We start from the raw sequence: 26,909 nt of genomic DNA, 5'->3' as shown, positions 1-26,909 counted from the left end.
GCTCCGTGGGGCGGTTTTACGGAACGTCCCCCAACCTTCAGGACCGAGGTGGACGGACGTTTCGGCCCATTACGGCTCCAGGATGACCAGGTCGTCCCTGTGTACGACCTCGCGTTCGTACGCCGGTCCCAGCTCGCGGGCCAGCTCACGGGTGGAGCGGCCGATCAGCCGGGGGATCTCCTTGGCGTCGAAGTTGACGAGCCCGCGGGCCACCGGACGCCCCGAGCCGTCGCGCAGCTCGACCGGGTCGCCCGCGGTGAACTCGCCCTCGGCGGCGGCGATCCCGGCCGGCAGCAGCGACTTGCGGCGGTCCACGACGGCGCGCACCGCTCCGTCGTCGAGGGTGAGCGAGCCCTGGGGGGTGGAGGCGTGCTGAAGCCACAGCAGCCGGTCGGCGGAGCGCTTCCCGGTGGCGTGGAAGTAGGTGCCGGTGTCGCCGCCGGAGAGGGCGTCGGTCGCGTGCACCGCGCTGGTCAGCACGACGGGGATGCCGGCCGCGGCGGCGATCCGGGCCGCCTCGACCTTGGTGACCATGCCGCCGGTGCCGACGCCGGCCTTGCCGGCACTGCCGATCTCCACGTGCGCCAGATCGGCGGGCCCGCGCACCTCCGCTATCCGCGAGGTGCCCGGCCGGCTGGGGTCCCCGTCGTACACGCCGTCCACGTCGGACAGCAGCACCAGCAGGTCGGCGCGGACGAGATGGGCGACGAGCGCCGCGAGCCGGTCGTTGTCGCCGAAGCGGATCTCGTCGGTGGCCACGGTGTCGTTCTCGTTGACGACCGGGAGGGCGCCCATCGCCAGCAGCTTGTCGAGGGTCCGGGAGGCGTTGCGGTGGTGGGCGCGGCGGCTCATGTCGTCGGAGGTCAGCAGGACCTGGCCGACCCGGACGCCGTAGCGGGCGAAGGACGCGGTGTAGCGGGCCACGAGCAGGCCCTGGCCGACGCTGGCCGCGGCCTGCTGGCGGGCCAGGTCCTTGGGACGGCGGCGCAGGCCCAGCGGGGCGAGGCCCGCGGCGATGGCCCCGGAGGAGACCAGCACGACCTCCCGCTCTCCGCCGCTGCGGCTCTTCGCGAGGACGTCCACGAGCGCGTCGACCCGGTCGGCGTCAAGGCCGCCCGCGGCGGTGGTCAGCGACGAGGAGCCCACCTTGACGACGATCCTGCGGGCCTCGCGCACGGCCTGCCTTACCCCTGTCACCTTGCTGTCTGTCCCCTCGCCCGGTTCCGGCTGCCCCGCCCGAATCTACGCGAAGCGGATCGCCCCCCGCGCATCGGTCCAGGGTACGGACGGGATGCCTGTAGGCGGCACGTAGTCGCCCGCTCACGGAATGCGTACGACAAAAAGGTTGTGGTGGTTGCGCATAGAAATTAAAGATCCGACAAACTTAGGGTGAACTGCGTGCCAGCTACCCTTCGCCCCACGAAGCGCATCCTTCTCCGGTCGGGGAAGAGCCCTTTCGACGTCGTCCCCGTGGAGGAAGCACTCCAGCGGGACGTGATCGCCACCAACTCCGGCAACCTGATCTTCAGCGACGCCGCCCACAAGATCCTGCAGACGCCGGGCACCGAGGTCGTCTCCAACGGGATGCGGACCGCCGCGGCCGAGGCCGAGCGCATCAACGAGGAGTACGACGCCTTCGTCGTCCCCCTCGCCAACGCCTTCCGGCCCTCGTTCCAGACCGGACTGAAGCGGCTGACGCGCCTGATCGGCAAGCTGCGGATTCCGGTCGTGGTCATGGGCGTCGGCGCACAGACCGGCCTGAGCTACGACGCGGCACGGCTGAAGCCCATCGAGCCGGCCGTGCGCGCGTTCTGCTCCGCGGTGCTCGACCGCAGCGCCTCGATCGGCGTGCGGGGCGAGTTCACCGAGAAGTACCTGCGGGACCTCGGCTTCCGCGATGTCGAGGTCATCGGCTGCCCCTCGCTGTTCCTGCACGGCGAGCGGCTCACCGTGCGCAAACGGGCACCGGAGCTGACCGCCGACTCCCGCGTCGCCGTCAACGGCTCGCACACCGCCGTACGGTCCCAGGGCCTGGACCGGGTCCTGAGGAGCGCCCACGCGCGCTACCCCCACCTGCGCTTCATCGGCCAGAACCTCAGCGACGCGCGGCAGTTGCACTGGCGGGACCTGTCGGACCCGAACGGGCGGGTGGCGGCGATGCCGACGCACCCCGACCACCCGATGTACCGGGAGGACAAGGTCCGCGTCTACATCGACCCGGTCACCTGGATCGACGACCTGCGCGACTTCGACTTCTCCTTCGGCTCCCGCATCCACGGCAACATCGCGGCGCTGCTCGCCGGCACGCCCGCCACCGTGCTGTGCGGCGACTCGCGCACCCTGGAGCTGTGCCGCTACTTCGGCATCCCGCACCGGCGGATCGACCGGCTGCCCGAGGACCTGGACCCGGCGGACCTGTACGCACAGGCCGACTTCACCGGCCTGACCGGCGGGCACCGGGAGCGGTTCGAGCGGTTCACCGCGTTCCTGGACCGCAACGGGCTGGAGAACACGTTCACCCATGGCGACGGCGGCGCCGCCTTCGACGAGCGGATGCGCTCGCTCGCCTTCCCGCCGGGCATCCGCCCCTGGAACGACGCCGACATCGCCTCGCTCGCCGACCGGTTCGGCTGGCTCCAGCGCCAGGTCCTCGAACTCTCCCTGGAGAACACCCGGTTGAAGCGCGATCTGGCGCGGGCCGGATCGAGGACGGTCACGGTGTCCGTCCCGGCGTCCTCGGTCTACCGGCGGGCACGGCGGGCGGTGGGCCGCCCGCTCCGGCGGGCGCTGCAGTCCGGGCGGCAGTAGGAGGGACGCCGGCTCGAGGAACGGCGGCAGGAGGAACGGCAGCCGGGCAGCACGGCGGCCCGGCGGCTCCTCAGGCCGCCGTGGTCCGTCCGCCCGGGGCCGTCGGGCTCAGGCCGCGCAGCAAGCGCCGGATCCTGCGGGCCGCGCGGCGGGCGAAGGAGGAGGACGGCGTCTCCCGCCAGCCCGGGAAGGCGCGGGCCTCGCGCGGCTCGGCGAGGTAGATCCGGTCGGGGACGGCCGCCTGGGCGGAACGGAAGTGCGGGTAGGCCAGATAGAGCCGGGTGCCCCGCCGCTCCAGCACGGCTTCGGGCTCCTTCTTGGCCCGGACGAACTCCACGACGTCCTTGAGCAGATCGGGCCGCTGCCGGGCCACCAGGTGCAGCCGCAGCCGCTCGTGCACCCGGAGGCGGCAGGCCACGCCCTCGTTCCAGTGGGCGTCCATCAGCGGTTTCGCCAGCTCCATCTTGTGCCGCCGGACCTGCTCGGAGTCCTTGAGGAACTTCGGCCCGAACTGGGGCAGCAGGGTGATGAGGAAGGGGCGGACCATGAGGCTGTCCCGCCTCGCGCCCGCGGGGACCATCTCGGAGATCAGGTTCATCAGGGCGCGCGCGGAGTCGAAGCGCAGGGTGTAGCTGCCGCTCCTGGTCACGTGCTTGCCGTCCTCGCGGCCCACCAGGTAGTAGCAGGTGTGGTCGGCGATCACCGAGACGCCGTCGGCCCGCAGATAGGCCTCCATGGTGAACAGCGCGTCCTCGCCGGTGAACAGCGACTCGTCGAAGCGCATGTCGTGGCGCTCCAGCAGCGCGCGGCGGAACAGCTTCTGCGCGCTGAGGGTGAACTTGATGTTGGAGGAGAACACGTCGGTGCGCCCCACCGTCCTGCCCCACATCGACTTGGGGGCGGTGCGCCTGATGCCCTCGACCTTGCCGAGCACGACGTCCGTGCCGTTCTCGTCGGCGATGGCGGTCATGCGCTCCAGTGCCTCGGGGCCGAGCCGGTCGTCGGCGTCCAGGAAGAAGACGTAGCGCCCGGTGGCCTTGCCGAGGCCGATGTTGCGCGGGGCGCTGGGGCCGCCGGAGTTCTCCTGGTGGACGACGGTGACGGACATGGGGGCGCGGGCGGCGAACTCCTCCAGGTACTCCCCCGTGCCGTCGGTGGAACCGTCGTCGACCGCGACGACCTCGATCCGGGCCGGGTCCAGGGTCTGCGCCTCCACCGACGCCAGGCAGTCGACCAGGTACGGCATGGCCTCGTACGCCCCGATGATCACGCTGACGTCAGGCTGCGGCACGGTCACACGTCCCCCTGTTCACATATCCCCCTGGTCAACGGAAGATTTCTCCCGTATCGCATCAATCACTACCTCTTTAAGACGGCCGACCCCGGTGCGGGGTTGCGTGCGGCCCGTGGATTCGTGACACGGGTCACATGGCGAACGGACTGACAGCGACGCTAGGCGGCGGGAGTAAGAGACGGGAAAGGCCCGGTTCCGAAGGTCTTGTCCTCGGAACCGGGCCTGGCCGCCTGGGGCCGGTGCGTCCGGTGGCCTTGCGTCCGGCGGCGGTCAGCCCGCGGTCACGCCGTCCGTCTCACCCGCCGACGCCATCCGCTGTCCCGGCACCGCGTTCGCCAGCGCCGTCTCGGCGGTGCCGCCGGCGGCGCGGGTGGCCTGGCCGACGTTGCGGGTCTCGGCCTTGAGCGCGAGGTCGGCCACCGCGGTGTTGAACTGCTCGATGGACGTGGGCTCGTCCGGGCCGAGCAGGTACTGCTTGAGCTCCGCGCGCTCCCCGGCCAGCGGGTCGGCCGCCGGGTCGCGCACCGCGGCGAGCAGCTCGCCCAGCTCGGCCGCGCTGTTGGAGAGGATCACGGCGGCACGGACCGCGGTGTTGTTCCGCTTGAACTCCTCGGCGCCGAGCTCCGCGGAGTCCGTCACCGCGTACGGCTTGCCGCTGGCGATGAAGTCGGAGACCACGCTGGAGATGTCGGAGACCATCGCGTCGGAGACGTTGAAGCAGTCGTACAGCCGGGGCTCGGCGCCGGTGATGACGCGGTGCTGCCAGCTGCCGAAGGAGCGCCAGTAGGCCTCGTTCCACTCGGCGCGCAGCCGGGCGGTCTCCTCGTGCCGGGCCACGTCGAGCAGGCCGTCGCGGGTGGCCTCGGCCTCGTCGCGCTTCTCGCCGCCCCTGCCGGCCAGCGCGGCGAGCCGGGCCTCGATACGGACCAGCTCGGTCTTGGCCTGCGCCCGCGTCGCGGCCTGGTCGGCGGTCCCGGCGGTGAAGCGCGGGTCGGCGGCGCGCGCGGCGGCGGCCTTCTCGACCAGGGCGATGATCCGCTGGTGCGCGGCCTTGGCCTGCGCGCTGCGGGTGCCGGTGAAGGGGTGCGGCTTGTACAGGACGCGGACCGGCGGGTCGGCCTGCACCAGTTTCCTCACGATGTTCTCACCCGCGAGAAGGATGGAGGTATTGCCCGGGTTGTCGTCCCAGCCCTCCCAGGTGGGGGCGTACAGGACCGTGGGGATACGGTCCTCGGGCACGCCCTGCCAGGTCTGGATCGGCGCGAGCTGCGGGCGGCCGACCTCGGCGATGTCGTCGTCGCGGACGCCGACGTCGGCGATGGCGTAGCGGTCGCGGCCCGCGCGGCCGGCGGTCCACACCTCGTCGTAGACCTTGCTGAACGGGTTGACGCTGGCCAGCTTGTCGCTGTCGCCGTGGCCGATGAAGACGTGCTTCATGGTGGGCACGCGCAGCATGTGGATGTTCTTGCCCACGTTCGCCGCGTACAGCGCGACCCGCACGCTGGACAGGTCCATGTTCATCAGGTGCACCCCTCCGGGCACGCAGATGACCGGGACCGTGGTGGGCGCCAGGTTGGACAGGATGACCCGCTCGCGCAGGATGATCAGCGGGCGGGTGTCCAGCTGCTCCATCGTCTCCAGCCACATGTTGACCTGGTACGCGGAGTCCCGGGAGCCGGAGAAGTACAGCACGGTCTGCGGCTGGTAGGCGCGCAGCCAGTCGTCGACGGCGGCGAGCACCGTCTCGGCCCTCGGCGGGACCTTCCGGCCGCGGACGTACGGCACCAGGGCGAGGACGTAGAGGATGCCGAGGCCCAGGGTGGCGGCGATGCCGAGGTAGGCGTACAACGCCCGCGTGGTGGCCGCCGCGACCAGGACGCCCGCCACGGCCGGGAGGTCGAGGTGGAGCATCTTCTCCGCGGAGCGGTGCAGCAGGCGGCGCGGCGGCGCGTCGGGGATGCGGATGCGGGAGGCCAGGTCCACGTTGCGGGTGGCGACCGGCATCCGGCGACGGTTGCGGATCAGGGTGACCAGGGCGCCGTGCGGGGCCTGGAGGCCGTAGAAGGCGATGAAGCAGGCGGTCGCACCGTAGAACACCAGGTGGTCCGTGAGGCCGACGCGGGCGAGCAGCAGGACGAGGAGCAGCTGGCGGACCAGGAAGCGGATGGACAGCCCCGCCCGCACCTTGCCGAGGCGGTTGACGAGGTAGCTGCCCTTGCGGTGCAGATAGTGGTCCGCCAGGTACGTCACGGCGGCCGCGGCCGCGAAGGCGTACACGCTCGGGACGAGCGCGGCCAGCATGACGCAGGGGAAGCCCAGCATCATGAGGGCCGCCGCGGCCAGTTCGGCCGCGCTGCCCACCCGGGCAACGCGTATAGCGGTGGATATCACGGGGGAACCTGCTCTGGGAGGGGTGCCGGTTTTGTCAGTGAATGCTCCGCATGGTCTTGAATCACCGTGAATGTGCTCGGAATACCGAATCGACGGGAAAAGGACCTTGCGAAACGCTGTGAATATTTCGAAACGACGGGGAAACTGACGGACTCAGGCCTCTGTGAACCCCCGGCGAACGGGAAACCACAGAGGCCTGAAGGGCAGATGTCTGTTTAGCAGATGATTATGCCACGCCGTCCTGGCGGTCCAGGACTCCCGCCAGCGCCTGCTCGAATCCGGAGGCCTTGGAGGCACCCGCCGTCGGGTCCTGCTGACGCACGTCGATCACGTGTCCGGTCAGCTCCGAGAGCAGCACGTCGAGCGAGGTGCGGGCCACGGCCTCGGAGGAGAGCAGGCTGCCCGCCGGCTCCTGGCCGAAGGCCTTGGTGCGCATCGGGGTGGCGGTGCGCTCGGGGTTGACGCAGTTGACGCGGATGCCGTCGCCGGCCCACTCGTCGGACAGCGCCTGGGTGAGGTTCACCATGGCGGCCTTGGTGGAGGAGTACAGGCTGTACTCGGCGCGGCCGCGGGTGTAGCTGCTGGAGGTGTAGAGCAGCAACTGGCCCTTGGTCTCCGCGAGGTACTTGTAGGAGGAGCGCGCGATCTGCACCGGCGCCAGGTAGTTGACCTTCAGCGCCTCCTCGATGGTGGCGTTGTCGGTCTCGGCGAGCTTGCCGATGCGCAGCACGCCCGCGGTGTTGACGACGTAGTCGATCCGGCCGGTCTCCGCGTACGCCTTGGACAGCGCGTCGTCGACCTCCTCCGGGTTCTCCACGTGGGTGCCGGTGGTGGAGCGGCCCAGCGCGTAGACACGCGCGCCGTAGGACTCGGCGAGCTCGGCGATGTCCTTGCCGATGCCGTAGGAGCCGCCGAAGATGACCACGGTCTTGCCGGAGAGGAGCTCCCGGTAGGCCTCCTCGCCCTTCTGCTCCGGCGCGGCCGTGGAGGCCAGCTGGAAGAGCTTGTCGGCGATGAAGACGTCGACGGGCTGGGTGACCTTCATGTTGTACTCGTCACCCGCGACGACGTGGATCGGCACGTCCGGCAGGTACTTGAGCACGACGGAGCAGTCGTCCGTGGCCTGGAAGTTGGGGTCGCCGGCGGCGACCTCGTAGGCGCGGCGGATCGTGGACAGCTTGAAGGCCTGCGGGGTCTGGCCGCGGCGCAGGCGGGAGCGGTCCGGGATCTCGGTGATGAACTCGCCGTCCTCGCCGTGGGTGCGGGTGACGATGATGGTGTCCGCCGAGGGGATGGCGACGTCCACGGCCTGGAAGCGCTCCAGCGCCGTCACGCAGTCGTCGATGACGCGCTGCGACAGCAACGGGCGCACGGCGTCGTGGAAGAGGACGTTGCGGTCCTCGCCCTCGGCCAGACCCTCGCCCAGGGCGGAGATGGCGCGCTCGGTGGTCTCGTTCCGCGTCGAGCCACCCTCGATGATCTTCGTGACCTTCCGGAACCCGGCCTTGGCGACGATCTTCTCGACGTCCGGCACATAGCCCGGCGCCATCAGCACGATGATGTCGTCGATGGAGTCGGCGTTCTCGAAGGTGGCCAGGGTGTGCTCGATGACTGCCTTGCCGGCGATCTTCAGCAGCTGCTTGGGGATCGAAAGACCCACCCGCTGACCGGTACCACCGGCCAGGATCACTGCGGTGGTACGGGGCTTGGCTATGTGCTGGGACACAGGTGACCTACCTTGGGGCAATCGGGAACTCGGAAATGCTCCCACTTGTGGTTACCGCTGTGCAAGGTGAGCGACCTCCGGCGCATATCCCCGCGCAACCTGTCATTAACCTTGCACGGCTGGTGATTGGCGATGCCCCGGAACCCGTTGGAAATTGCTGTGAGTAACTCCACAGGGGTTCGATCATTGCCGTGCGTGACCCCGCATCGCGCGGCGGCCGACACGGGCGATGACGCCTCGACGGGCCAGCGTCGCAGCAACACTTCGGACACTTCGGGTTTTTATGGCGATTCCGTCGGCGCCCGCGGCCGGGCCGCCGGCGACGGGAGGGCGGGGCGGATCTTCACCTCCCCGGATGCCGGACCGCACGCGTTCTTCATGGGCGGCACCACGCCGTTGCGGACGAGTCGGTAATAGGGCTCGGCGGTAAGGACATTGCCCCGGAATTCCACATCAAGATTCCGCAGCATTTCGGTCTCGGCGCGGGTGACGGAGCGATTCGCCGGGCGCGGCCCGGGCCCCCACGTCGACGGTGTGCCGGTCAGACCACCGCGACCCCGGGCCGGCCCGCCTCGACGCGCAGCCGGGCCAGCGTGCTCGTGACCGCCGAGGGCCGTGCCACCGTGTCCACGATCCGCACCCGCGCGTCGATGCCGTCCTGGCGGACGTCGAAGAGGTGGTAGCCGCGGTGGGCGTCGACCACCTTCCAGTGCGGGTTGTCCGCCCGGCGCGGGTCCCACTCGGCGCGGAAGGCGGCCTGGTCCTGGTCCCCGTTGCTGGAGACGGAGGTGCCGACGAACTCGGCGCCTACGACGGCGGAGTGCGGGTCGGCGAAGTCCTCCTTCAGGTCGCTGACCATCGTCAGGTGCCGGTCGCCGCTGAGCACCACGGGGTTGCGCACCGTCCTGAACTCCCGGAGCAGAGCGTTGCGTTCGGCCTGGAAGCCGTCCCAGGCGTCGCAGTACCACAGCGTGCCCGGGCCGGCCCGGAGGTCGGCCCCGGCCATCATGATCTGCGAGGCGAGCAGGTTCCAGCGGGCGGGTGAGTGGTGCAGCCCGTCGAGCAGCCACGCCTTCTGCCGGGCGCCGAGCATGGTCCGCGCCGGGTCCTTGGCCCGGGCCTGCGTGGTCGGCCGGCGGCTGCGGAACTGGCGGGTGTCCAGGACGTTCAGCCGGACCAGCCGGCCGAAGTCAAGGCGCCGGTGCATCCGGATGTGCGGACCCGCAGGGACGGCGGTGGCCCGGACCGGCATGTGCTCGTAGTACGCCCGGTAGGCCGCGGTCAGCCGGGCGACGAACGCGTGGTGCGTCTGCCTGCGGGGGTTCTGCGGGATCTCACCGGCGAAGTTGTTGTCGACCTCGTGGTCGTCGAAGGCGACCACCCAGGGGGTGTGCGCGTGCAGGGCCGCGAGCACGGGGTCGGTGCGGTACTGGGCGTAGCGGTTGCGGTACTGCTCCAGGGTGTGCGGCTCCCCCGTGCCCTCGTGCCGGCGCACGGCCGTCGCCGACGGCGCGGACTCGTAGATGTAGTCGCCGACGAAAAGGACGACGTCCGGGTCCTGCCGGAGCATGTCGGCGTACGGCGTGAAGTAGCCGTGCTGCCAGTTCTGGCAGGAGGCCAGCGCCAGGCGCAGCGCGCCGTTCCGGCTGTGCGGGTGGGGCGCGGTGCGGGTGCGGCCGGCGGGCGAGAGCCGGCCGCCGGCGCGGAAGCGGTACCAGTACGCGCGGTCCGGGAGCAGACCTCGTACGTCCACGTGCACGCTGTGCCCGTACTCGGGCCGCGCCCCTGCCACGCCCCGGCGCACGGTCTTCGCGAACCGCTCGTCGGCGGCGAGTTCCCACTCCACGGGGACCACCCGGTGGGGCATACCGCCGCCGTTCAGCGGGTCGGGGGCGAGCCGGGTCCACAGCACGACGCCGTCCGGCAGCGGGTCGCCGGAGGCGACGCCGAGGCCGAACACGTGCTCGGGCAGCGGGGTTTCGGCGTGCTGGCCGGCGGCCGGGAGCCACCGCGGTGCGGCGGCCGCGGCGCCCAGCACGGCGGCACCGGCGCTCAGGAAGCGGCGGCGGTCGGTCGACGGTGCTGCGGTCATCGCGAACTCCCCTGCCTCACGGTCCTCTTGGACAACCGGAAGCTCCCGCGGCCGGACGGTCCGGTCGCTGGACGGGAGTGCTCAGGCGCACGACGCATCGGCGGACGGCAGAAGACCCGTCGCGGCACGCACGCCGCGAGGGACGTGAGCGTGCCACAACGGGCCGTGGAAGGTGCCCGCCCGCCGGGGCGTGTCGGGGCACCCGGTACCGGAACCGCCCTAGTGGGCGAATCCGAGGCCGAGGCGGGCGCCGGCCGCGACGGTGCCGAGGGTGCCCGCGCCGAAGGTGAGGGAGCCCGTCGGCGTCACACCCGTGGACGTGGACCTGAAGACCCGCACCGCACCGGCGTCCGCGTTCTCCCCCGGCGCGCCGACGGGGAGGCCGGCCCGGCCGTCGTGGTCGGCGTCGAGGAGGTGCAGCGCCCTGCCGAAGGTGTGGGCCCCCCTCGGCGGGCGGGACGCCCGCGGTGTTCTGACTGAACACCTTGGCGCCGTTGCCCGCAGGTCCCCCGGCGGAACCCCGCAGGACGACGACGCCGCCGGCGTCGGTCACACCGTCGAAGTCCTCGCCGGGGACGCCCTCGCGGATCAGCCTCGTGGAGAGCTGGTGGTGCACCCCGCGGCGCGCGTCGGTCACCTGCGCGTGCGCGCGGGCCACCTTCAGGCGGGCCGGAGGGGCACCCCCGAACCGGGGGCACCCCTCGTGTCACGCCTTGCGTCCTGCACCTCGCACGGCCGAGAACGGCCGAGAACGGCTCAGAACGGCTCGAAGCCGTCGTACTCGCGCTCGGACTCGTCGCGTTCGGCCTGGCGGTCGCGGCGGCGCTGGGCGGCCGGGCGTGCCTCTTCGAAGCGGTGGTCCTCGCCGCGCCGGCCGAGCATCTCCGCGCCCGCCGTCACCGAGGGCTCCCAGTCGAAGACGACCGCGTTGTCCTCGGGGCCGATGGCGACGCCATCGCCGCCGCGGGCGCCCGCCTTCATCAACTCCTCCTCGACACCGAGGCGGTTGAGGCGGTCGGCGAGGTAGCCGACGGCCTCGTCGTTGTTGAAGTCGGTCTGCCGCACCCAGCGCTCGGGCTTCTCGCCCCGCACCCGGAACAGCCCGTCCTCCTCGCGGGTCACCGTGAAGCCCGCGTCGTCGACGGCCTTCGGCCGGATGACGATGCGCGTCGCCTCCTCCTTCGGTCGGGCGGCCCGCGCCCTGGCGACGAGGTCGGCCAGCGCGAACGACAGCTCCTTCAGCCCCATGTGCGCCACCGCCGACACCTCGAAGACGCGGTAGCCGCGTGCCTCCAGGTCGGGGCGGACCATCTCGGCGAGGTCCTTGCCGTCCGGCACGTCGATCTTGTTGAGGACGACGATACGGGGACGCTTGTCCAGCCCGCCGTACTGCCGCAGCTCCTCCTCGATGACGTCGAGGTCGGAGGCGGGGTCGCGGTCGGACTCCAGGGTCGCGGTGTCCAGGACGTGCACGAGCACGCTGCACCGCTCCACGTGCCGCAGGAACTCCAGGCCCAGGCCCTTGCCCTGGCTGGCGCCGGGGATCAGGCCCGGCACGTCGGCGATGGTGTAGACGGTCGAACCCGCCGTCACCACACCGAGGTTGGGCACGAGGGTCGTGAACGGGTAGTCGGCGATCTTCGGCTTCGCCGCGCTCAGCACGGAGATCAGCGAGGACTTGCCGGCGCTCGGGTAACCGACCAGCGCCACGTCGGCGACGGTCTTCAGCTCCAGGACGATGTCCCGCAGGTCCCCCGGCTCGCCCAGCAGCGCGAACCCGGGCGCCTTGCGCCGGGCCGAGGCCAGCGCCGCGTTGCCGAGGCCGCCCCGGCCGCCCTGCGCGGCGACGAACGAGGTGCCGTGGCCGACCAGGTCCGCGAGGACGTTGCCCGCCTTGTCGAGGACGACCGTGCCGTCCGGCACCGGCAGGACCAGGTCCTCTCCGTCCTTGCCGGAACGGTTGCCGCCCTCGCCGGGCTTGCCGTTGGTGGCCTTGCGGTGCGGGGAGTGGTGGTAGTCGAGCAGCGTGGTGACGGACTGGTCGACGGTGAGGATCACGTCGCCGCCGCGCCCGCCGTTGCCGCCATCCGGTCCCCCCAGCGGCTTGAACTTCTCACGGTGGACGGAGGCACAGCCGTGACCTCCGTTACCCGCGGCGACATGCAGCTCGACGCGGTCCACGAAGGTGGTCATGGTGAGTGCCTCCAGAAACGTGTGGATCTACTACGGGTGACAACACGCGAAAGGCGGACCCGCCTTCCCACCCGGGAAGTGAGGTCCGCCTCGCGAGACGTTCGGTCTGAGCCCTGGGATTCAGGCGACTCAGGCGACCGGAACGATGTTCACGACCTTGCGGCCACGGTGGGTACCGAACTCCACCGAACCGGCCTGCAGCGCGAACAGGGTGTCGTCGCCGCCACGGCCGACGCCCGCACCGGGGTGGAAGTGGGTGCCGCGCTGGCGGACCAGGATCTCACCCGCGTTGACGACCTGACCGCCGAAGCGCTTCACGCCGAGCCGCTGGGCGTTGGAGTCGCGACCGTTCCGGGTGGACGATGCGCCCTTCTTGTGTGCCATCTGTTCTCAGTCCCTTACTTCGCAGCCGTGGGGATCTCAGTGACCTTGATCGCCGTGTACTGCTGGCGGTGGCCCTGACGACGGCGGTAGCCGGTCTTGTTCTTGTAGCGCAGAATGTCGATCTTCTGGCCCTTGTGGTGGTCCACGACCTCGGCCTGGACCTTGATGCCGGCCAGCACCCACGGGTCGCTGGTCACAGCGTCGCCGTCGACAACGAGCAGGGTCGAGAGCTCGACCGTGTCGCCAACCTTGGCGGTGGAAATCTTGTCAACCTCAACGATGTCGCCGACAGCAACCTTGTGCTGGCGACCACCGCTGCGCACGATGGCGTACACGCGGATCTCACTCTCTCGCTCGGGAACGGCACCCCCGCAGTCCAGCCGCCCGACATGCGTGGGCGACCTCTCCCGGCCAACACCGTGACCGGGAGGAAGAGGTTTACGGGGATGTGGCGCACTCAGTGACACGCCGACGGTCAAGGTTACGGGGCCATGGCCAAGGGGGTCAAACCGGGCCGGGGCCCCGGGGTGTGCGTCCGGTCACGCGGACCGCACGCACACCCCGAAGCCGACGGACGTCAGCCCTCGTCGGTGGCGGCCGAGACCGAGGACAGCGTCTGCTGCGCCGCCGCGGTCTTCTTCGACGCCGACTTCTTCGCGGCCGTGGCCGTCTTGGCGGTCTTCGCCGCCTTCTTGGCCGTGGCCTTCTTGGCGGCGGTCTTCTTGGCCGCCGTCTTCTTGGTCGCGGCCTTCTTCGCCGTGGCCTTCTTGGCGGCCTTGCGGGCCGTCTTCTTGGCCGGAGCCGCTTCCTCGCCGGCCTCGGCCGCCTCGGCGCCCTCCTGGACACCGGGCTCCTGGGCGGTGACGCCCTCGGCCTCGGAAGCCGACGGGACGACCACGACGGCCGTCTCCTCGGTCGCGGTCGGCGCGGTGGCCTTGCGCACGGCACGGCGCCGCGGACGGGCCGGGGCGGCGCTCTCCGCGACCGCCTCGGCCTCTGCGGCCTGCTCCACCGGTCCGGCCTGCTCCGACTGCTCGGCCGCCGGGGCGGCCTCCTCGGCCTGCGGCGCGGACTCGGGCACCGTCACCACGGCCGCCTCGGCCCCCGTCGGGGAACCGGCCGGCGCCGACACCTTGCGGGTCGCGCGACGGCGCGTACGGCCCTTGGGCGCGGCCTCCTCGGCGGCCGGAGCCTCCGCGGCCGCGGCACGCGCGGCGGCGACGACCGGGTCCTCCACCGCCACGGGCTCGGCCTTGGCCTCCTCGGCCGGCTCCGGACGCACCGGGCGCTCGGCCTCCTGGCGGACGGTCACCTCCTGCGCCGTCGGAGCCGGAGCGGCCCCGTCGGCACCGGCCTTCGGCGCGCCCGCGGGAGCCGACACCCGCCGGGTCGCCCGGCGCCGCGAACGGCCACGGCCGGCCGCGGCCTCGGCCTCGGCGACGCTGCTGTACAGCTCCTCGTCCGGCGCGAAGGCCTCCGACAGCGGAACCGGCGCGGGCGTCGCGGCCGGCGCGGCGACCTCCGCGACCGCCTCCGTCTCGGCCTCGCGCTCCGCCTCTTCCTCCGCGGTCTCGGCGGCCACGGCCTCGTGCTCGTGCGGCACCTCGGCACCGGCGCGGGCGCGCTTGCGGCGCTTGCCGCCGTTCCCCGCGGCCGCCGGCTGCTCCATGTGCACGATGACACCGCGGCCGTTGCAGTGGACGCAGGTCTCGGAGAACGACTCCAGCAGGCCCTGGCCGACCCGCTTGCGGGTCATCTGGACCAGACCCAGCGACGTCACCTCGGCCACCTGGTGCTTCGTACGGTCCCGGCCCAGGCACTCCAGCAGGCGCCGCAGCACCAGGTCGCGGTTGGACTCCAGGACCATGTCGATGAAGTCGATGACGATGATGCCGCCGAGGTCGCGCAGCCGGAGCTGGCGCACGATCTCCTCGGCCGCCTCCAGGTTGTTCCGGGTGACCGTTTCCTCGAGGTTGCCGCCCTGACCGGTGAACTTGCCGGTGTTGACGTCGACGACGACCATCGCCTCGGTCCGGTCGATCACCAGCGAACCGCCGCTCGGCAGCCAGACCTTGCGGTCCAGCGCCTTGGCGAGCTGCTCGTCGATCCGGTACGTGGCGAAGACGTCGACCTCGGAGGTCCACCGCGACAGCCGGTCGGCCAGGTCGGGCGCGACGTGCGAGACGTAGCCGTGGATGGTCTCCCAGGCGTCGTCACCGCTGACGACGACCTTGGAGAAGTCCTCGTTGAAGATGTCGCGCACGACCCGGACCGTCATATCCGGCTCGCCGTACAGCAGCGTCGGCGCGTTGCCGCTCTTGGCCTTCTTCTTGATCTCTTCCCACTGCGCCTGCAGCCGCTCGACGTCCCGGCGCAGCTCGTCCTCGCTCGCGCCCTCGGCGGCGGTGCGCACGATGACGCCCGCGTCCTCGGGGACGATCTTCTTGAGGATGGTCTTCAGCCGGGCCCGCTCGGTGTCGGGCAGCTTGCGGCTGATGCCGGTCATCGAGCCCTCGGGCACGTACACGAGGTAGCGGCCCGGGAGGGAGACCTGGCTGGTCAGACGCGCGCCCTTGTGCCCGATCGGGTCCTTGGTCACCTGGACGAGCACGGACTGGCCGGACTTCAGGGCGGCCTCGATACGGCGCGGCCCGCCCGCCATGCCCAGCGCCTCGAAGTTGACCTCGCCCGCGTACAGGACGGCGTTGCGGCCCTTGCCGATGTCGATGAAGGCGGCCTCCATCGACGGCAGGACGTTCTGCACCTTGCCCAGGTAGACGTTGCCGACGTACGAGGTCGACTGCTCCTTGTTGACGTAGTGCTCGACGAGCACGCCGTCCTCCAGGACGCCGATCTGCGTGCGGTCGCCGTACTGGCGGACGACCATCACACGCTCGACCGCCTCGCGGCGGGCCAGGAACTCGGCCTCGGTGATGATCGGCACCCGGCGGCGGCCCTGCTCGCGGCCCTCGCGGCGGCGCTGCTTCTTGGCCTCCAGACGGGTGGAGCCCTTGATGGACTGCACCTCGTCGGACGGCTCGGAGGGCTTGCGCGGCTCGCGGACCTTGACGACGGTGCGCTCGGGGTCGTCGACGGACGGCTCGCCCTCCCCGCCGGAGTCGCCCGCGCGACGGCGGCGACGGCGGCGGCGACGGCTGCTGCTGGAACCTCCGCCGGAGGACTGCTCCTGGTCGGCCTCGCGGCCCTCCTCGTCCTCCTCGAGCTGCTCGGCGGTGTCCTCGGCGTCCTGCTCGGCCTGCTCGGCGGCGAGTTCCTCGGACTCCTCCGCCTCCTCGTCACCGGAGACGTCCAGCGACTCGCCCCGACGGCGGCGACGGCCACCGCGGCGACGGCGGCGGCGCGAACCGGTCTCCTCGTAGTCCTCGCCGTCGGCGGCCTCCTCGGCCGACTCGGCCTCCTCGTCCTCCGCGGCGGTCTCGGCGACCTCGGCGACCTGGGCCTCGGGCTCCTCGCCGGAACCGGCGCCCCGGCGGCGACGGCGTCGGCGCGCGCCGCCCTGCTCCCCCTGCTCGCCCTGCTCGGGCTGCCCGGCCCGCTCCTTGCGGGGAGCCTCGGTGGCCTCGGGCTCCTCGACGTCCTCCGCGACCTGGGCGGCGGCAGCGGCGGCCGCCCGCTCCGGGGTCTGGAACTGCGGCTCGGCGAAGACGGGCGCCTGGAACACGGCGACGGCGGGACGCGCCGGGCGGCGCGGGCCCTCGTCCTCGGTCTCGGCGGAGCCGGCGGCCCGGCCGGGCTCGGCGAAGCCGGTGGCGGCACGCCGCACGGCCCGGCGCCGGGCGCGGCGCGGGGCGGCCTCCTCAGTGGGGGCCTCGGCGGCAGGAGCCTCGGCCTTCGCCTCGGCGGGCGCCTCGGCGGCGGCCTCGGAGACGGGCTCGGCGGTGGCGGCCGGCGGGGCGGCCTGGGCGGACTCGCTCACGGCCGCGGCGGACTCCGGCGCCGCCTCGGCGGCGGACTCCTGACCGGCGGCGGCCTCGGCGGGCGCGGACACACGGCGCGTGGCGCGCCGGCGGGTCCGGCGCGGAGCCGTCTCCTCGGCGGCGGCCTCGCCGCTCTCGGCGGGCTGCTGTGCAGCGGGCTCCGCGGACTCGGCGGCCTTCGGCGCGGAGCTCACGGCGTCCTCGGCGGCCTCCGGGGACGCGGCAGGTTCGGCGGACTCGGCCGGCTGGGGCGCACCGGCGGGCGCGGACGCCCGGCGGGTGGCACGGCGGCGCGTGCGGGCCGGGGGCGCGGCCTCGGCCGCGGTCTCGGCGGCGGCTTCGGCGGACGCGGCGCCGACGGCCTCCTGCGCGTCGCTCTCCGCGGCGGCGCTCGGCGCGGCCGCGGCGGGAACGAGGATCTCGGCGGTATCGGTGGTCTCGGCGGCCGCCGGGGAGGCGGCGGGCGCGGAGACTCGGCGCGTGGCACGACGGCGGGTCCGCCGGGGAGCGGCGTCCTCGTCCGTCGCCGCCTCCACGGACGCGGCGACGGGCTCGGCGACGGCAGGCGCCTCGTCGGTGGCCGGGACCACGGTCTCGGCGGCGGCCTCGCCCCGGGAGGCCTCCGGCGTACCGGCGGGCACGGCGACCCGGCGGCGCGTACGCCGCGTGGGCGCGGGCTCGGCGACGGCCTCCTGGCCCTCGCCCTCCTCGCCTTCCTCGGTCTGGAGGGCCTCGGCGGCTTCGACCGCGAAGGCGCCCTCGGCGCCCTCGACGGTCCCGGTGGCCGCGGCGGCCGCGACGGGCTCCGCCTCGGCGGCCCGGTCCGCGGTGTCGTCCGCGAGGTCGGCGGACCCGGCGGCCGGTATGGCCGGAGCGGTGACCTCCGCCGTGGCCTCGGAGGAGGCGACGGGCGGGCCCGCCGGGCGGGACGCGGCGCGGCGCCGGCGACGCGGCGGCAGGGTGTCGCTGGGGGTGTTCGATTCGGAGTCCGTCTTGGACCCGGTGGGTTCGATCGGCTCGAGCATGCGGGCGTATCTCCCGTCAGGCTCCCGGGCGCCGCACCTGGTCCGGCGGGATGGCCGGTGACGTCCGCGGCTCGCGCGATGCGCGGTGCCGCCGTCCGGGGCGCGGGCGCCGCACGGGAGCTTTCTGTGTCCTGTCTCGCCGGTTCCGTACGCCTTGTCGCTTACGGCCTGGCGAAAGTCTTGTGGTCGGTGCGCTGCCCGACCCAGGTGGCTCCCGAGTACGAGGGCGGCGCTTCGGCGTCCGTCCTTACGGAACCTTCCCTAAGCCGGCGCCTTCGCGGCGGCGGTGTCGGCGGCCCCTACTGAAGCGGCCGGGGCGGCCGGGTCTGCCTCGCGGTCGGGCGCGAGCGGGTCGGTCACGGTGCCGGTCTCTTCATCGAGCAGCCCCTGCGCCAGCCTGGTCACCGCTGCGGGGACCGGCGGCGCCAGGTCGGCCACGGCGCGGAGACCGGACAGGACGTCGTCGGGTCGTACGGCAGGCGTCACGTGCCGAACAACCAGCCGCAGTATCGCACAGGGCTGCTCGGTCGGCCTATCAGCCTGCTGACTCTGTGTTGCGCTCTCCAGGCTCACGACCGCGGGGCGGGCGTCGAAGGTGCGCATGCCGTTCTTGGTCAGGCGCTGGACCTCGACGGTCCCGGCTCCGTTGAAGGCCGCGACCGCGTGCCCGGCCTCGGCCGGTTCCACGCCGTCCAGCCGCAGCTCCCACACGGAGGCCGTGAGCCGGTCGGCGAGTCCCGAGGTGCGGGCCTCGACCGCCTCGACGATGTCGAGCCCGGCGGGCATCGACTCGTCGAGGAGGACGCGCAGCCGCTCCGGGTCGCGGGGCGCGGTGAGCGCGATCTCCAGGTACTCCGCCTCACTGCCCGTGCCGGTGGGTGCGGCATTGGCGTACGACACCTTCGGGTGGGGCGTGAACCCCGCCGAGTACGCCATCGGCACCTCGGCGCGGCGCAGCGCACGCTCGAAGGCGCGCTGGAAGTCACGGTGGCTGGTGAACCGGAGGCGGCCGCGCTTGGTGTAGCGCAGTCGGATGCGCTGCACCGCGGGTGCGGGCGGCGGGCCTTCGGGCTGTCGCTTGCCCAGTGTCGTTCAGTCCTTCGTGAGAGCGGTCGTACTGCTACCAAGAGTACGTGTCTCGCGGGCCAGAGGTTCCCGCCGGGCCGCCGGCCGCGGTCGCCGGGGCTCGCCGAACAGCGCCCGGCGGACGTCCGCGCGGGCCTGCCGCACGGTCCGGCGGGCGGCGGCCAGGGCCTGCCCGGTGGCCCGCCCCACCGCGCGCGCGGCCTCGGCGGCGGGCCGCAGCACGGTGTCCCGCACGACGTGCCCGAACGGGGTGAGCACGGTGCGGTACACCCATCGCGCCGGCTCCACGAGGATCCGGCGGAAGAGGGTCCCCAGGAAGCGCCCGACGGCGAGCGAGATCCGCCCGGCGACCCGCCAGGCGTGCCCGAGGGCCTCCCCCAGCTCGCGCGCGACGACGGCGAGCGCCCGGCCGACGGGGACGAGCACCCAGCGGCCCACCGCGCCCGCGGGCAGCACGAGGAGCACACGGACGATCCAGTACAGGACGAACCCGACACCGTGGACGGCCGCGGTCCCGAGCCACCACAGGCCGCGCCCGCACCGGACGATCACGCGCCCGCACCAGGCGGCCGCCCGCCCGACGGGCACGAGGACCCATCGGTACAGCCACCGGGCGGGGACGACGACGAGCCGGCGCACGAGCCACGCCAGGCCCGCGTACACCCCGGCGGCGACCGCGGCGAGCACCAGCCCGATCCCCCGGAACAGCCGGGTCAGGGCGTGCCCGACCGGCGTGAGCCCCCGGGCGTACAGCCAGGCCAGCGCGGCGGCGGCCCCCCGGCCCACCCCCGCGAGGGCGTGCCCGAGGGGGGTCAGCACCCGGCGGTACAGCCAGGCGAGCGGCACGACGACGAGCAGGTGGCCGAGCAGGCCGAGCACCCTGCCGACGGGCACGACGACGTACCGCCACAGCGCCGTCCACGGCCAGACGAACAGCGCCCACCCCAGCACGGCCGCCGCCCGCCCGAGCGGCCGCAGCACGGTGTCGCGGACGAACCGCCCGCCGACGACGAGCGCGTCCCACAGCATCCGCACCGGCAGGACCAGCACGAGCACGACGATCCGCACGGGCAGCCGGATCGCCCGGACCAGGCACCCCTCGGGCGACGGACCGTACGGCGGCGGGCCGTACGGCGACCGCTTCTCCACATCCATACCGGCGTAGACGCCCGAACCGTACGAACGGATGCAGCTCGCCCCGCCTGCCCGGAAGGCCGCCCGCCGCGGGTTGCAGGCCTCCTGGCACGGGCGTTTTCTGGAGGTACTGGAACCAACCGGCGGCGAAGCGAGAGCACCCAGGCCGAAGCGGCACGAGCCGGGAGCCGGCACCTCCGTGTGCGCCCCCCGCGTGCGTCCCCGGGAGCGGCCGGTACGTCGCCGCCGTCATCGAGCGTTCGACGCGGAGGTGACCCAGGTGAAAGCCGTCGTCTACGAAAAGCCCTTCAGCGTGGCTGTGAGGGACGTCGACGATCCCCAGATCCAGCACCCGAACGACGTCCTCGTAAGGGTCACGTCGTCCGCGATCTGCGGGTCGGACCTGCACATGTACGAAGGCCGTACGGCCGCGGAGCCGGGGATCGTGTTCGGGCACGAGAACCTCGGCATCGTCGAGGAGGTCGGCAGCGGTGTGACCTCCCTCTCCGAGGGAGACCGGGTCGTGATGCCGTTCAACGTGGCCTGCGGATTCTGCAAGAACTGCCTTGCCGGGGAGACCGGGTTCTGCCTGACGGTCAATCCCGGCTTCGCCGGCGGGGCCTACGGATATGTGGCCATGGGCCCGTACAAGGGCGGCCAGGCGGAGCGGATGCGCGTGCCCTTCGCCGACTTCAACTGCCTGAAGCTGCCGCCGGGTGAGCAGTTCGAGACCGACTTCATCCTGCTCGCCGACATCTTCCCGACCGGCTACCACGGATGCGAACTCGCCCAGGTGTCCCCCGGCGAGAGCGTGGCCGTCTACGGCGCCGGCCCGGTGGGGCTGATGGCCGCCTACTCCGCGCTGCTGCGCGGGGCGGCGAAGGTGTTCTCCGTCGACCGGGTGCCCGAGCGGCTGGCCAAGGCGGAGGAGATCGGCGCCATCGCCATCGACTTCACGAAGGGGGACCCGGCCGAGCAGATCAAGGAGAAGACGGGCGGCGAGGGGACCGACAAGGGCGTGGACGCCGTCGGCTACCAGGCACAGGCGCACGACGCCAGCCACGAGGAGCCCGCCGTCGTCCTCAACGCGCTCGTCGACACGGTACGGGCGACCGGCAGGCTCGGCGTACCCGGTCTGTACGTGCCCTCCGACCCCGGTGCCCCCGACGAGCACGCCAAGCACGGCCAACTACTGGTCTCCATCGGCAGGATGTTCGAGAAGGGCCAGAAGATGGGCACCGGTCAGTGCAACGTCAAGCGGTACAACCGCCAGTTGCGCGACCTGATCATCGCCGGGCGCGCCAAGCCGAGTTTCGTGGTCTCCCACGAACTGCCGCTGGACCAGGCGCCGGAGGCGTACGAGAAGTTCGACAAGCGGATCGAGGGCTACACGAAGGTGGTACTGCACCCCGGCCACGCCCTCGCGGCATGAGACACGCACGCCCTGACGGGATGCGCCCCGGGCCCGGACGCTCAGCGCCCGGGCCCACCCGTGTCCCGTTCCCGAAACTCGGGGCGATCACGGGGCAGACGTCTTCGCGGTTGTGGCAAATGCAACCGAAACACGGTCTTTTGTCCATGGCTTGGACCAATCCGCCCCACGGTGGCGCACTTCGCGGGTCCGGGGGGCGGTGCGGCAGGTTGCCCGAACCGGTGCACGCATAAGGGGTGTCCGAGAGCTCGGCGAAGACCTCTCGGACACCCCTTGCGTCACCGGACGCGGGGCTCGCCGTCGTTCTTGCGCACGAGGAGGCTCACGGTCATCCCCGTCACCGGCGTGCTCCTGAAGAGCTCGTACCGGCTCTGCAAGGCGATCGCCTGCGCCGGGTCGATGGCGCCGAAGGGGAAGTCGGTGCCCTGGGTCAGCAGCCAGATGCGCCGCTCGCCCCGGAGGCACCGGACCGGTACGGAGCACTGGACCGCGTAGAGGTCGTTGATCGCGACGGGGGGCTTCGCCAGGAAGACGTCGCGCATCCCGAGGCCGCGGGGCAGGTAGTACTGGACCCCGCCGTCGAGCTTCCAGGTGTTCTCACGGTCGTAGACGACGGCGTCCCCGGGCCGGTGGCCCCGACGGATCAGGTCGGCCGCCGCCTTGTAGTCGACGGGCACGGGGGCGTCGTGCTCGAACGGCTGTCTCATCAGCTTCTGGTCGGGCAGCGTCAGCGCGGCCAGCCCCGCGACGAGGACGGCGGTGGCCCTCCGGGACCGGGCGAGCGCGGCCAGCCCGGCACCGGCGAGGAGCGCCCAGGCCGGAAGGGTGAACAGGACGTAAACGTGCCGGAAGTAGGAGACCCGGCCCTGCGAGGCGCACCAGACGAGGGCGAGGGGCAGCAGGGCCCAGGCGCCGCACAGCAGCAGCGCCGGCCTGCGCGGTGAACGGGCCAGCAGGGCAAGGGTGATGAGGGCCCCGGCGCACGGGGCGGAGGCGAAGACGTCGCGCATGAGGGACGCCGGCGCCCAGCCGTCGGGCTTCGGCACCCAGTACAGCTGGCGCTGGACCTGCGCACTCCCGAGCAGGACGACCGGGGTGACACAGACGGCCACCGCCACCAGGGCGAGAGCGGACTTCCACCACAGGGAGCGGTTCCGCCGGGCCTGGGGCACCAGCAGGCAGACATGGGCGAGCACGACGGACAGCGCGATCAGGTGGAGCAGTCCGACGACGGCCAGCGTGAGGGAGTAGGCGGCCCATCGCCAGGGGCAGCGCGGGCGGTCCAGCGCCCGGAGCAGCAGGAGCGTCGCCAGACAGACGGCGAACACCACCAGCGCGTAGCTGCGGGCCTCCTGCCCGAAGCGGCTCACCGCCGGCACGAGCGCGAAGAGAATTCCGGCGAGAATTCCGGCCCGGGACCCGAAGAGCCGGTCTCCGATGAGACCGGTGACGGACGCGGCCCCCGCCACGGCCAATGCGGTGGGAAGCCGCAGGGAAATGACGGAATCGCCGAACAGACCCACCCAGAGGTGCATCAGCAGGTAATACGTTCCGTGCACGACGTCGACGTTCCGGAGGGTGGCGAGGATCTGGCCGGTGCCCCGGTTCACCATGTCCCAGGTGACCAACTCGTCGCGGCCGAGCAGAGAGTCGGTCAGTCCGTAGCAGGTCAGGCCGAAGGTGAGGACGAACGGCCAGAGCCACAGGCCGGCCCGACGCCAGCCGGAATCCGCCGTGTCGACGCTCTGTTTTTCGTCGCGCGGCGACGGAAGCGGCGCGGTGATGACCATGAGAATCTCCCATGCCGGGGTCAGGAACTGCCCACTTATACACAGCCGGGGGCAACCGGATCGGCAGGCGGGTCACGGCCGTCACCGGTATGGATGTAAAACCACGGCACTGTTCCTTGCAGGGGGTTCTTCAGCCCGGTAAAGTCGCCGCCCGATCCTTTTCAAGAAAAATTCATGAAAACGGTCTGCCTCAATAGGATCGTCAAGAATGAGGCCCATGCGATTCGGCGCTGCCTCGAATCCGTGCGCCCGCTTGTCGACACCTGGGTCATCCTCGACACCGGGCTCGACCGACGGCACCCAGGAGATCATCCGCGAGGCACTCGCCGAACTGCCGGGGGGACTGCACGAGAGCCCCTGGAAGGGGTTCGACCTGAGCCGCACCGAGGCGATCGGCCTGGCGCGGGAGCGTGCCGACTACCTGCTGTTCATCGACGCCCGGCAGGCGTCCAGGGCCGCCGCGGCGAAGCTCGCGGCGCGGGCAGCCCAGCGCTGCAGAGTGGAGCAGAGTGGAACGGATCGGGACCTCGGTGACCTCGGTGACCTCGGTGACCTCGAGGCCGGAGATCTCGGACCATGCCCAGTCGCGTGGGGGCGGACCCGTGACGCGCGGCCCTGATGTCCGGAGAACGACGTCGGCGGCCGGTGCCGCGGCCGGTGCTCCCACGTAGACACCCTCTGCGGCGACCCAGAAGAGTCCCACCGTGGTGCCGTCGTCGGGCCTGAGGGGCGGGATCGCTTCCATTCGCCGTCTCCCAGGTCGACCCAGTGAAACCGCAAGCTTGTACGACACCCGGCACCGACTCGCCGTTTCCGGCCAACGCGGTCACCCGAGACCCGGGAATCGGCCCTCTGGAGAAGGGCGACTGCGCATACCCGATGCAAGACTTCCGGCCATGTTGTGAAGGCTTCCGGCCGATGTAGGGTGCCCGGGCATCAGGCGAGCGAAGGAAACCAGCCTTGACCACGATCCGGCACAGCCGGGCGGGAAGACGACAGGCCATGCGCCGGATCCGCCCACGGCGCTCCCCCGCGATACCCCTCCTCGCCCTCGCCTGGGCCGGAGCGGCAGCCGTCCTCTGGCTCTGGTGGCACGACACCCCCGCCGTCGCCGCGAACACGGCTGACCGGCTCACCAACGCGGGCCGGATCTTCGGGCTCCTCGCCGGCTATGTGATCGCCCTGACCGTCGCGCAGATGGCGCGCGTCCCCGCCCTCGAACGCCGGGTGGGTTCGGACCGGGTGACACGCTGGCACGCGATGAGCGGCCGCTACGCGCTGTGCCTGACCATCGCCCATGTCCTTCTGACCCTGTACGGGTACGCGGTCCAGGGGGGCACCGGCATCGTGCCGGAGACCGTCTCCGTCGTGACCGGCTACCCCGAGATGATCAAGGCGACGGTCGGCACGCTGATCCTGCTCCTCGTCGGATTCGTCTCCGCCGGCGTCGTACGGCGCCGCATGCGCTACGAGACCTGGTACTACCTGCACCTGCTCACCTACATCGCCGTCTACCTCGCCTTCTGGCACCAACTGGCCACGGGCGGCGACTTCGTCGACAGCACCACCGCCCGCACGGCCTGGTACGCCCTCTACGTCGTGGTCGGCGCCCTCGCGCTCTGGTACCGGGTCCTGGTCCCGGTACGGCTCAACCTCCGGCACCGCATGCGGGTCGAGTCGGTGACGCAGGAGGCACCCGGCGTGGTCTCCGTACTGATCCGGGGCAGGCGGCTGCACCGGCTGGGCGCGGAGGCCGGTCACTTCTTCCGCTGGCGGTTCCTGACCAAGGGACTGCGATGGAGCGCGAACCCGTACTCGCTCTCGGCGCCGCCCCGACCCGACCTGCTGCGGATCACCGTGAAGGCGGCCGGTGAACACAGCCGCGCGCTCGCCGGGCTCCGGCCGGGCACACGGGTGTGGGCGGAGGGCCCGTACGGCGCGATGACGGCGGCCCGCCGCAGCCGCGGCAAGGTGCTGCTGCTGGCCGGTGGCGCGGGCATCACACCGCTGCGAGCACTGTTCGAAACCCTGCCGGGCGGTCCCGGAGACCTGACGCTGCTCTACCGGGCCCGTACCGCCGAGGACCTGGCACTCCGGGCCGAACTGGAGGCGATCGCGGACGCACGCCACGCCCAGCTGCTGTACGCGGTCAACAGCGCCGACGGCAGGCGGCCCGCCATCACCGCGAAGCTGCTGCGCAGGATCCTGCCGGACATCGCCCTGCACGACGTGTACGTGTGCGGGCCGCCGGGCCTCGCCGAGGAGTCCTACGCGGCGCTCCGCGAGGCGGGTGTACCCGACCGCCGCATCCACCACGAATCCTTCGAGTTCTGATCCTGGAACTCCTGGACCCCTGTGACACCGGTGGCCAGAAGAGCGCTGAGAGAGGCATGAGGAAAAGGCATCCCCTGCGACAGCTGGTGCTGGTCAGCGCCGCCACCGTCTCCACCGTGGTGTTGCTCCTCGCCCTCAAGCCGCACACGGATCCCGCGCTCGCCCAGGGCGCCACGGCCGCCACGTCCCCTGGCGCAGTGATCAGCTCGCCGCCCTCCTCTCCTTCGCCGTCGCTCTCGTCGTCCGCGTCGGCCTCCCCCACGAAGACGGCCAAGAAGCGTGCGTCCTCCTCCCCGACCGCGCGGGCGTCGCACTCCTCCTCAGCGGCACCGGCGCGGACCAGCAGCGCCCCCTCCGCCCCGAAGACCACGTCGGCCGCACCCGCCGCACCCACGACGCGAACCGTCACGGGTGGCACCGTCCAGACGAAGTACGGTCCCGTCCAGGTACGGATCACCCTCACCGGCGGCAAGATCACCGATGCGGCCGCCGTCCAGTCCCCCTCGTCCGCGCCGAGGAGCCAGGAGATCTCCTCCACGGCGATCCCCCAGCTCAACCGGGAGACCCTGGCAGCGCAGAGCGCGAACATCGACTCGGTGTCCGGCGCCACCTACACCAGCCAGGGCTACAAGCAGTCCCTGCAGAGCGCCCTGGACCAGGCCGGCTGACGAGGCGCCGGGTCCCCGAGGGGTCCGTCCGCGGGCAGCTGCGGGCACCTACGCCCGCATGAACCCGTGGCTGCGCTCCACTTTCGCCACGTGCAGCGTGTAGCTCCGGTACCACTCGCCTCGCCCGCGCTTCTGCGCCGCGCGGTGCTCGGCATTGCTCCGCCACTCCGTGAGGGCGTCGGCGTCGCGGAAGTACCCGACCGTGATGGACAGCCCACCGGGAGTCCGCGCGTGATCCATCCCCAGGAACCCGGGGACGTCCTTCACCAGGTCTTCCATGCGTGCGGCGGTCTCGCCGTAGCCGCTCTGGTCCCCGGTGGACACCGAGGTGAAGACAGCCACGTAGTAGGGGGGTTCAAAGGCCTCGACGGGCACGACAGGCGCTGCGGAGTGATCGCTCATGACGCCACTGTGAGGGAGGACGCGCCCGACGATCCAGTGTGTTTCCTGAGCGGGCCACCTCGTCCTCCTCACCCCCGCCAAGGCCTCGACCACCCGATCGAGGCCCTCGCCCACGTCAGTGCGCGTGCCCGCTCGAAGCCGGCGCCGGGGCCGCGTTCTTGACCGTCAGGGGAAGCAGCTTCTTGCCCGTCGGGCCGATCTGGAGGGAGGTG

18 protein-coding genes are annotated in these 26,909 nt (G+C 72.1%); 5 read left to right on the top strand and 13 right to left on the bottom strand.

What is annotated here, in order from left to right:
- Positions 1 to 69: 69 nt before the first annotated feature.
- Positions 70 to 1,176, bottom strand: coding sequence for a glutamate 5-kinase (gene proB / locus ACF1A5_RS13195; protein ID WP_392193127.1), 1,107 nt, complete (start codon positions 1,174 to 1,176; stop codon positions 70 to 72).
- Between the two features lie 294 nt (positions 1,177 to 1,470).
- Between proB and ACF1A5_RS13190 the strand changes: the two genes are divergently transcribed.
- Positions 1,471 to 2,808, top strand: a complete 1,338-nt coding sequence (locus ACF1A5_RS13190) for a polysaccharide pyruvyl transferase family protein (RefSeq protein WP_392192926.1) — start codon at positions 1,471 to 1,473, stop codon at positions 2,806 to 2,808.
- 70 nt (positions 2,809 to 2,878) lie between these two features.
- Here ACF1A5_RS13190 and ACF1A5_RS13185 read toward each other — a convergent pair whose 3' ends face one another.
- From ACF1A5_RS13185 to ACF1A5_RS13140, 10 genes are all read right to left on the bottom strand, one after another.
- The gene (locus ACF1A5_RS13185; protein ID WP_392192925.1) at positions 2,879 to 4,105 is read right to left on the bottom strand and encodes a glycosyltransferase family 2 protein; all 1,227 of its coding nucleotides are present in this window, start codon (positions 4,103 to 4,105) and stop codon (positions 2,879 to 2,881) included.
- A gap of 267 nt (positions 4,106 to 4,372) precedes the next feature.
- Positions 4,373 to 6,493 carry a hypothetical protein gene (locus tag ACF1A5_RS13180; RefSeq protein ID WP_392192924.1) on the bottom strand — a complete coding sequence of 707 codons (2,121 nt, stop codon included), beginning with the start codon at positions 6,491 to 6,493 and terminating at the stop codon, positions 4,373 to 4,375.
- 226 nt (positions 6,494 to 6,719) lie between these two features.
- Entirely contained in the window at positions 6,720 to 8,219 is a 1,500-nt protein-coding gene (locus tag ACF1A5_RS13175) for a D-ribitol-5-phosphate cytidylyltransferase (protein WP_392192923.1), read from the bottom strand.
- A 541-nt stretch (positions 8,220 to 8,760) separates the two neighbouring features.
- Complete coding sequence (locus ACF1A5_RS13170; RefSeq protein ID WP_392192922.1) at positions 8,761 to 10,311, bottom strand: alkaline phosphatase D family protein; 1,551 nt, start codon at positions 10,309 to 10,311, stop codon at positions 8,761 to 8,763.
- 756 nt (positions 10,312 to 11,067) lie between these two features.
- A complete protein-coding gene (gene obgE, locus ACF1A5_RS13165; protein ID WP_392192921.1) occupies positions 11,068 to 12,504 on the bottom strand; it encodes a GTPase ObgE in 1,437 nt (478 codons plus the stop codon).
- Between the two features lie 129 nt (positions 12,505 to 12,633).
- Positions 12,634 to 12,888 carry a 50S ribosomal protein L27 gene (rpmA, locus tag ACF1A5_RS13160; RefSeq protein WP_356180782.1) on the bottom strand — a complete coding sequence of 85 codons (255 nt, stop codon included), beginning with the start codon at positions 12,886 to 12,888 and terminating at the stop codon, positions 12,634 to 12,636.
- Between the two features lie 14 nt (positions 12,889 to 12,902).
- Positions 12,903 to 13,223 (bottom strand): 50S ribosomal protein L21, encoded by a 321-nt coding sequence (gene rplU / locus ACF1A5_RS13155; protein ID WP_003990208.1) that lies wholly within the window; start codon positions 13,221 to 13,223, stop codon positions 12,903 to 12,905.
- Between the two features lie 242 nt (positions 13,224 to 13,465).
- A complete protein-coding gene (locus ACF1A5_RS13150) occupies positions 13,466 to 17,851 on the bottom strand; it encodes a ribonuclease E/G (protein WP_392192920.1) in 4,386 nt (1,461 codons plus the stop codon).
- A gap of 261 nt (positions 17,852 to 18,112) precedes the next feature.
- Positions 18,113 to 18,895, bottom strand: a complete 783-nt coding sequence (locus ACF1A5_RS13145) for a TIGR03936 family radical SAM-associated protein (RefSeq protein WP_392192919.1) — start codon at positions 18,893 to 18,895, stop codon at positions 18,113 to 18,115.
- 48 nt (positions 18,896 to 18,943) lie between these two features.
- Positions 18,944 to 20,092: a hypothetical protein gene (locus ACF1A5_RS13140; RefSeq protein ID WP_392192918.1), complete on the bottom strand. Its 1,149-nt coding sequence runs from the start codon at positions 20,090 to 20,092 to the stop codon at positions 18,944 to 18,946.
- A gap of 259 nt (positions 20,093 to 20,351) precedes the next feature.
- Here ACF1A5_RS13140 and ACF1A5_RS13135 point away from each other — a divergent pair, with 259 nt between their 5' ends.
- Positions 20,352 to 21,503: a glutathione-independent formaldehyde dehydrogenase gene (locus ACF1A5_RS13135; protein ID WP_392193126.1), complete on the top strand. Its 1,152-nt coding sequence runs from the start codon at positions 20,352 to 20,354 to the stop codon at positions 21,501 to 21,503.
- Positions 21,504 to 21,781: 278 nt separating this feature from the next.
- Here the strand turns inward: ACF1A5_RS13135 and ACF1A5_RS13130 are convergent, their stop codons facing one another.
- The gene (locus tag ACF1A5_RS13130) at positions 21,782 to 23,293 is read right to left on the bottom strand and encodes a glycosyltransferase family 39 protein (protein WP_392192917.1); all 1,512 of its coding nucleotides are present in this window, start codon (positions 23,291 to 23,293) and stop codon (positions 21,782 to 21,784) included.
- Between the two features lie 253 nt (positions 23,294 to 23,546).
- On the opposite strand from ACF1A5_RS13130, the gene ACF1A5_RS13125 reads away from it, so the two are divergent.
- The 3 genes from ACF1A5_RS13125 (at position 23,547) to ACF1A5_RS13115 (ending at position 26,295) form a co-directional block, all read left to right on the top strand.
- Complete coding sequence (locus tag ACF1A5_RS13125; RefSeq protein ID WP_392192916.1) at positions 23,547 to 23,912, top strand: hypothetical protein; 366 nt, start codon at positions 23,547 to 23,549, stop codon at positions 23,910 to 23,912.
- Positions 23,913 to 24,295: 383 nt separating this feature from the next.
- Positions 24,296 to 25,627: a ferric reductase-like transmembrane domain-containing protein gene (locus ACF1A5_RS13120; RefSeq protein ID WP_392193125.1), complete on the top strand. Its 1,332-nt coding sequence runs from the start codon at positions 24,296 to 24,298 to the stop codon at positions 25,625 to 25,627.
- Between the two features lie 56 nt (positions 25,628 to 25,683).
- Positions 25,684 to 26,295 (top strand): FMN-binding protein, encoded by a 612-nt coding sequence (locus ACF1A5_RS13115; RefSeq protein WP_392192915.1) that lies wholly within the window; start codon positions 25,684 to 25,686, stop codon positions 26,293 to 26,295.
- A gap of 48 nt (positions 26,296 to 26,343) precedes the next feature.
- On the opposite strand, the gene ACF1A5_RS13110 is transcribed toward ACF1A5_RS13115, so the two are convergent.
- Positions 26,344 to 26,697, bottom strand: coding sequence for an antibiotic biosynthesis monooxygenase family protein (locus ACF1A5_RS13110; RefSeq protein WP_392192914.1), 354 nt, complete (start codon positions 26,695 to 26,697; stop codon positions 26,344 to 26,346).
- Positions 26,698 to 26,909 lie beyond the last annotated feature (212 nt).

It is taken from the genome of Streptomyces sp. NPDC014864, assembly GCF_043081525.1.
In the GTDB taxonomy this organism is placed as follows: Bacteria; Actinomycetota; Actinomycetes; order Streptomycetales; family Streptomycetaceae; genus Streptomyces.
This window is presented reverse-complemented; position numbering and strand designations above follow the sequence as displayed.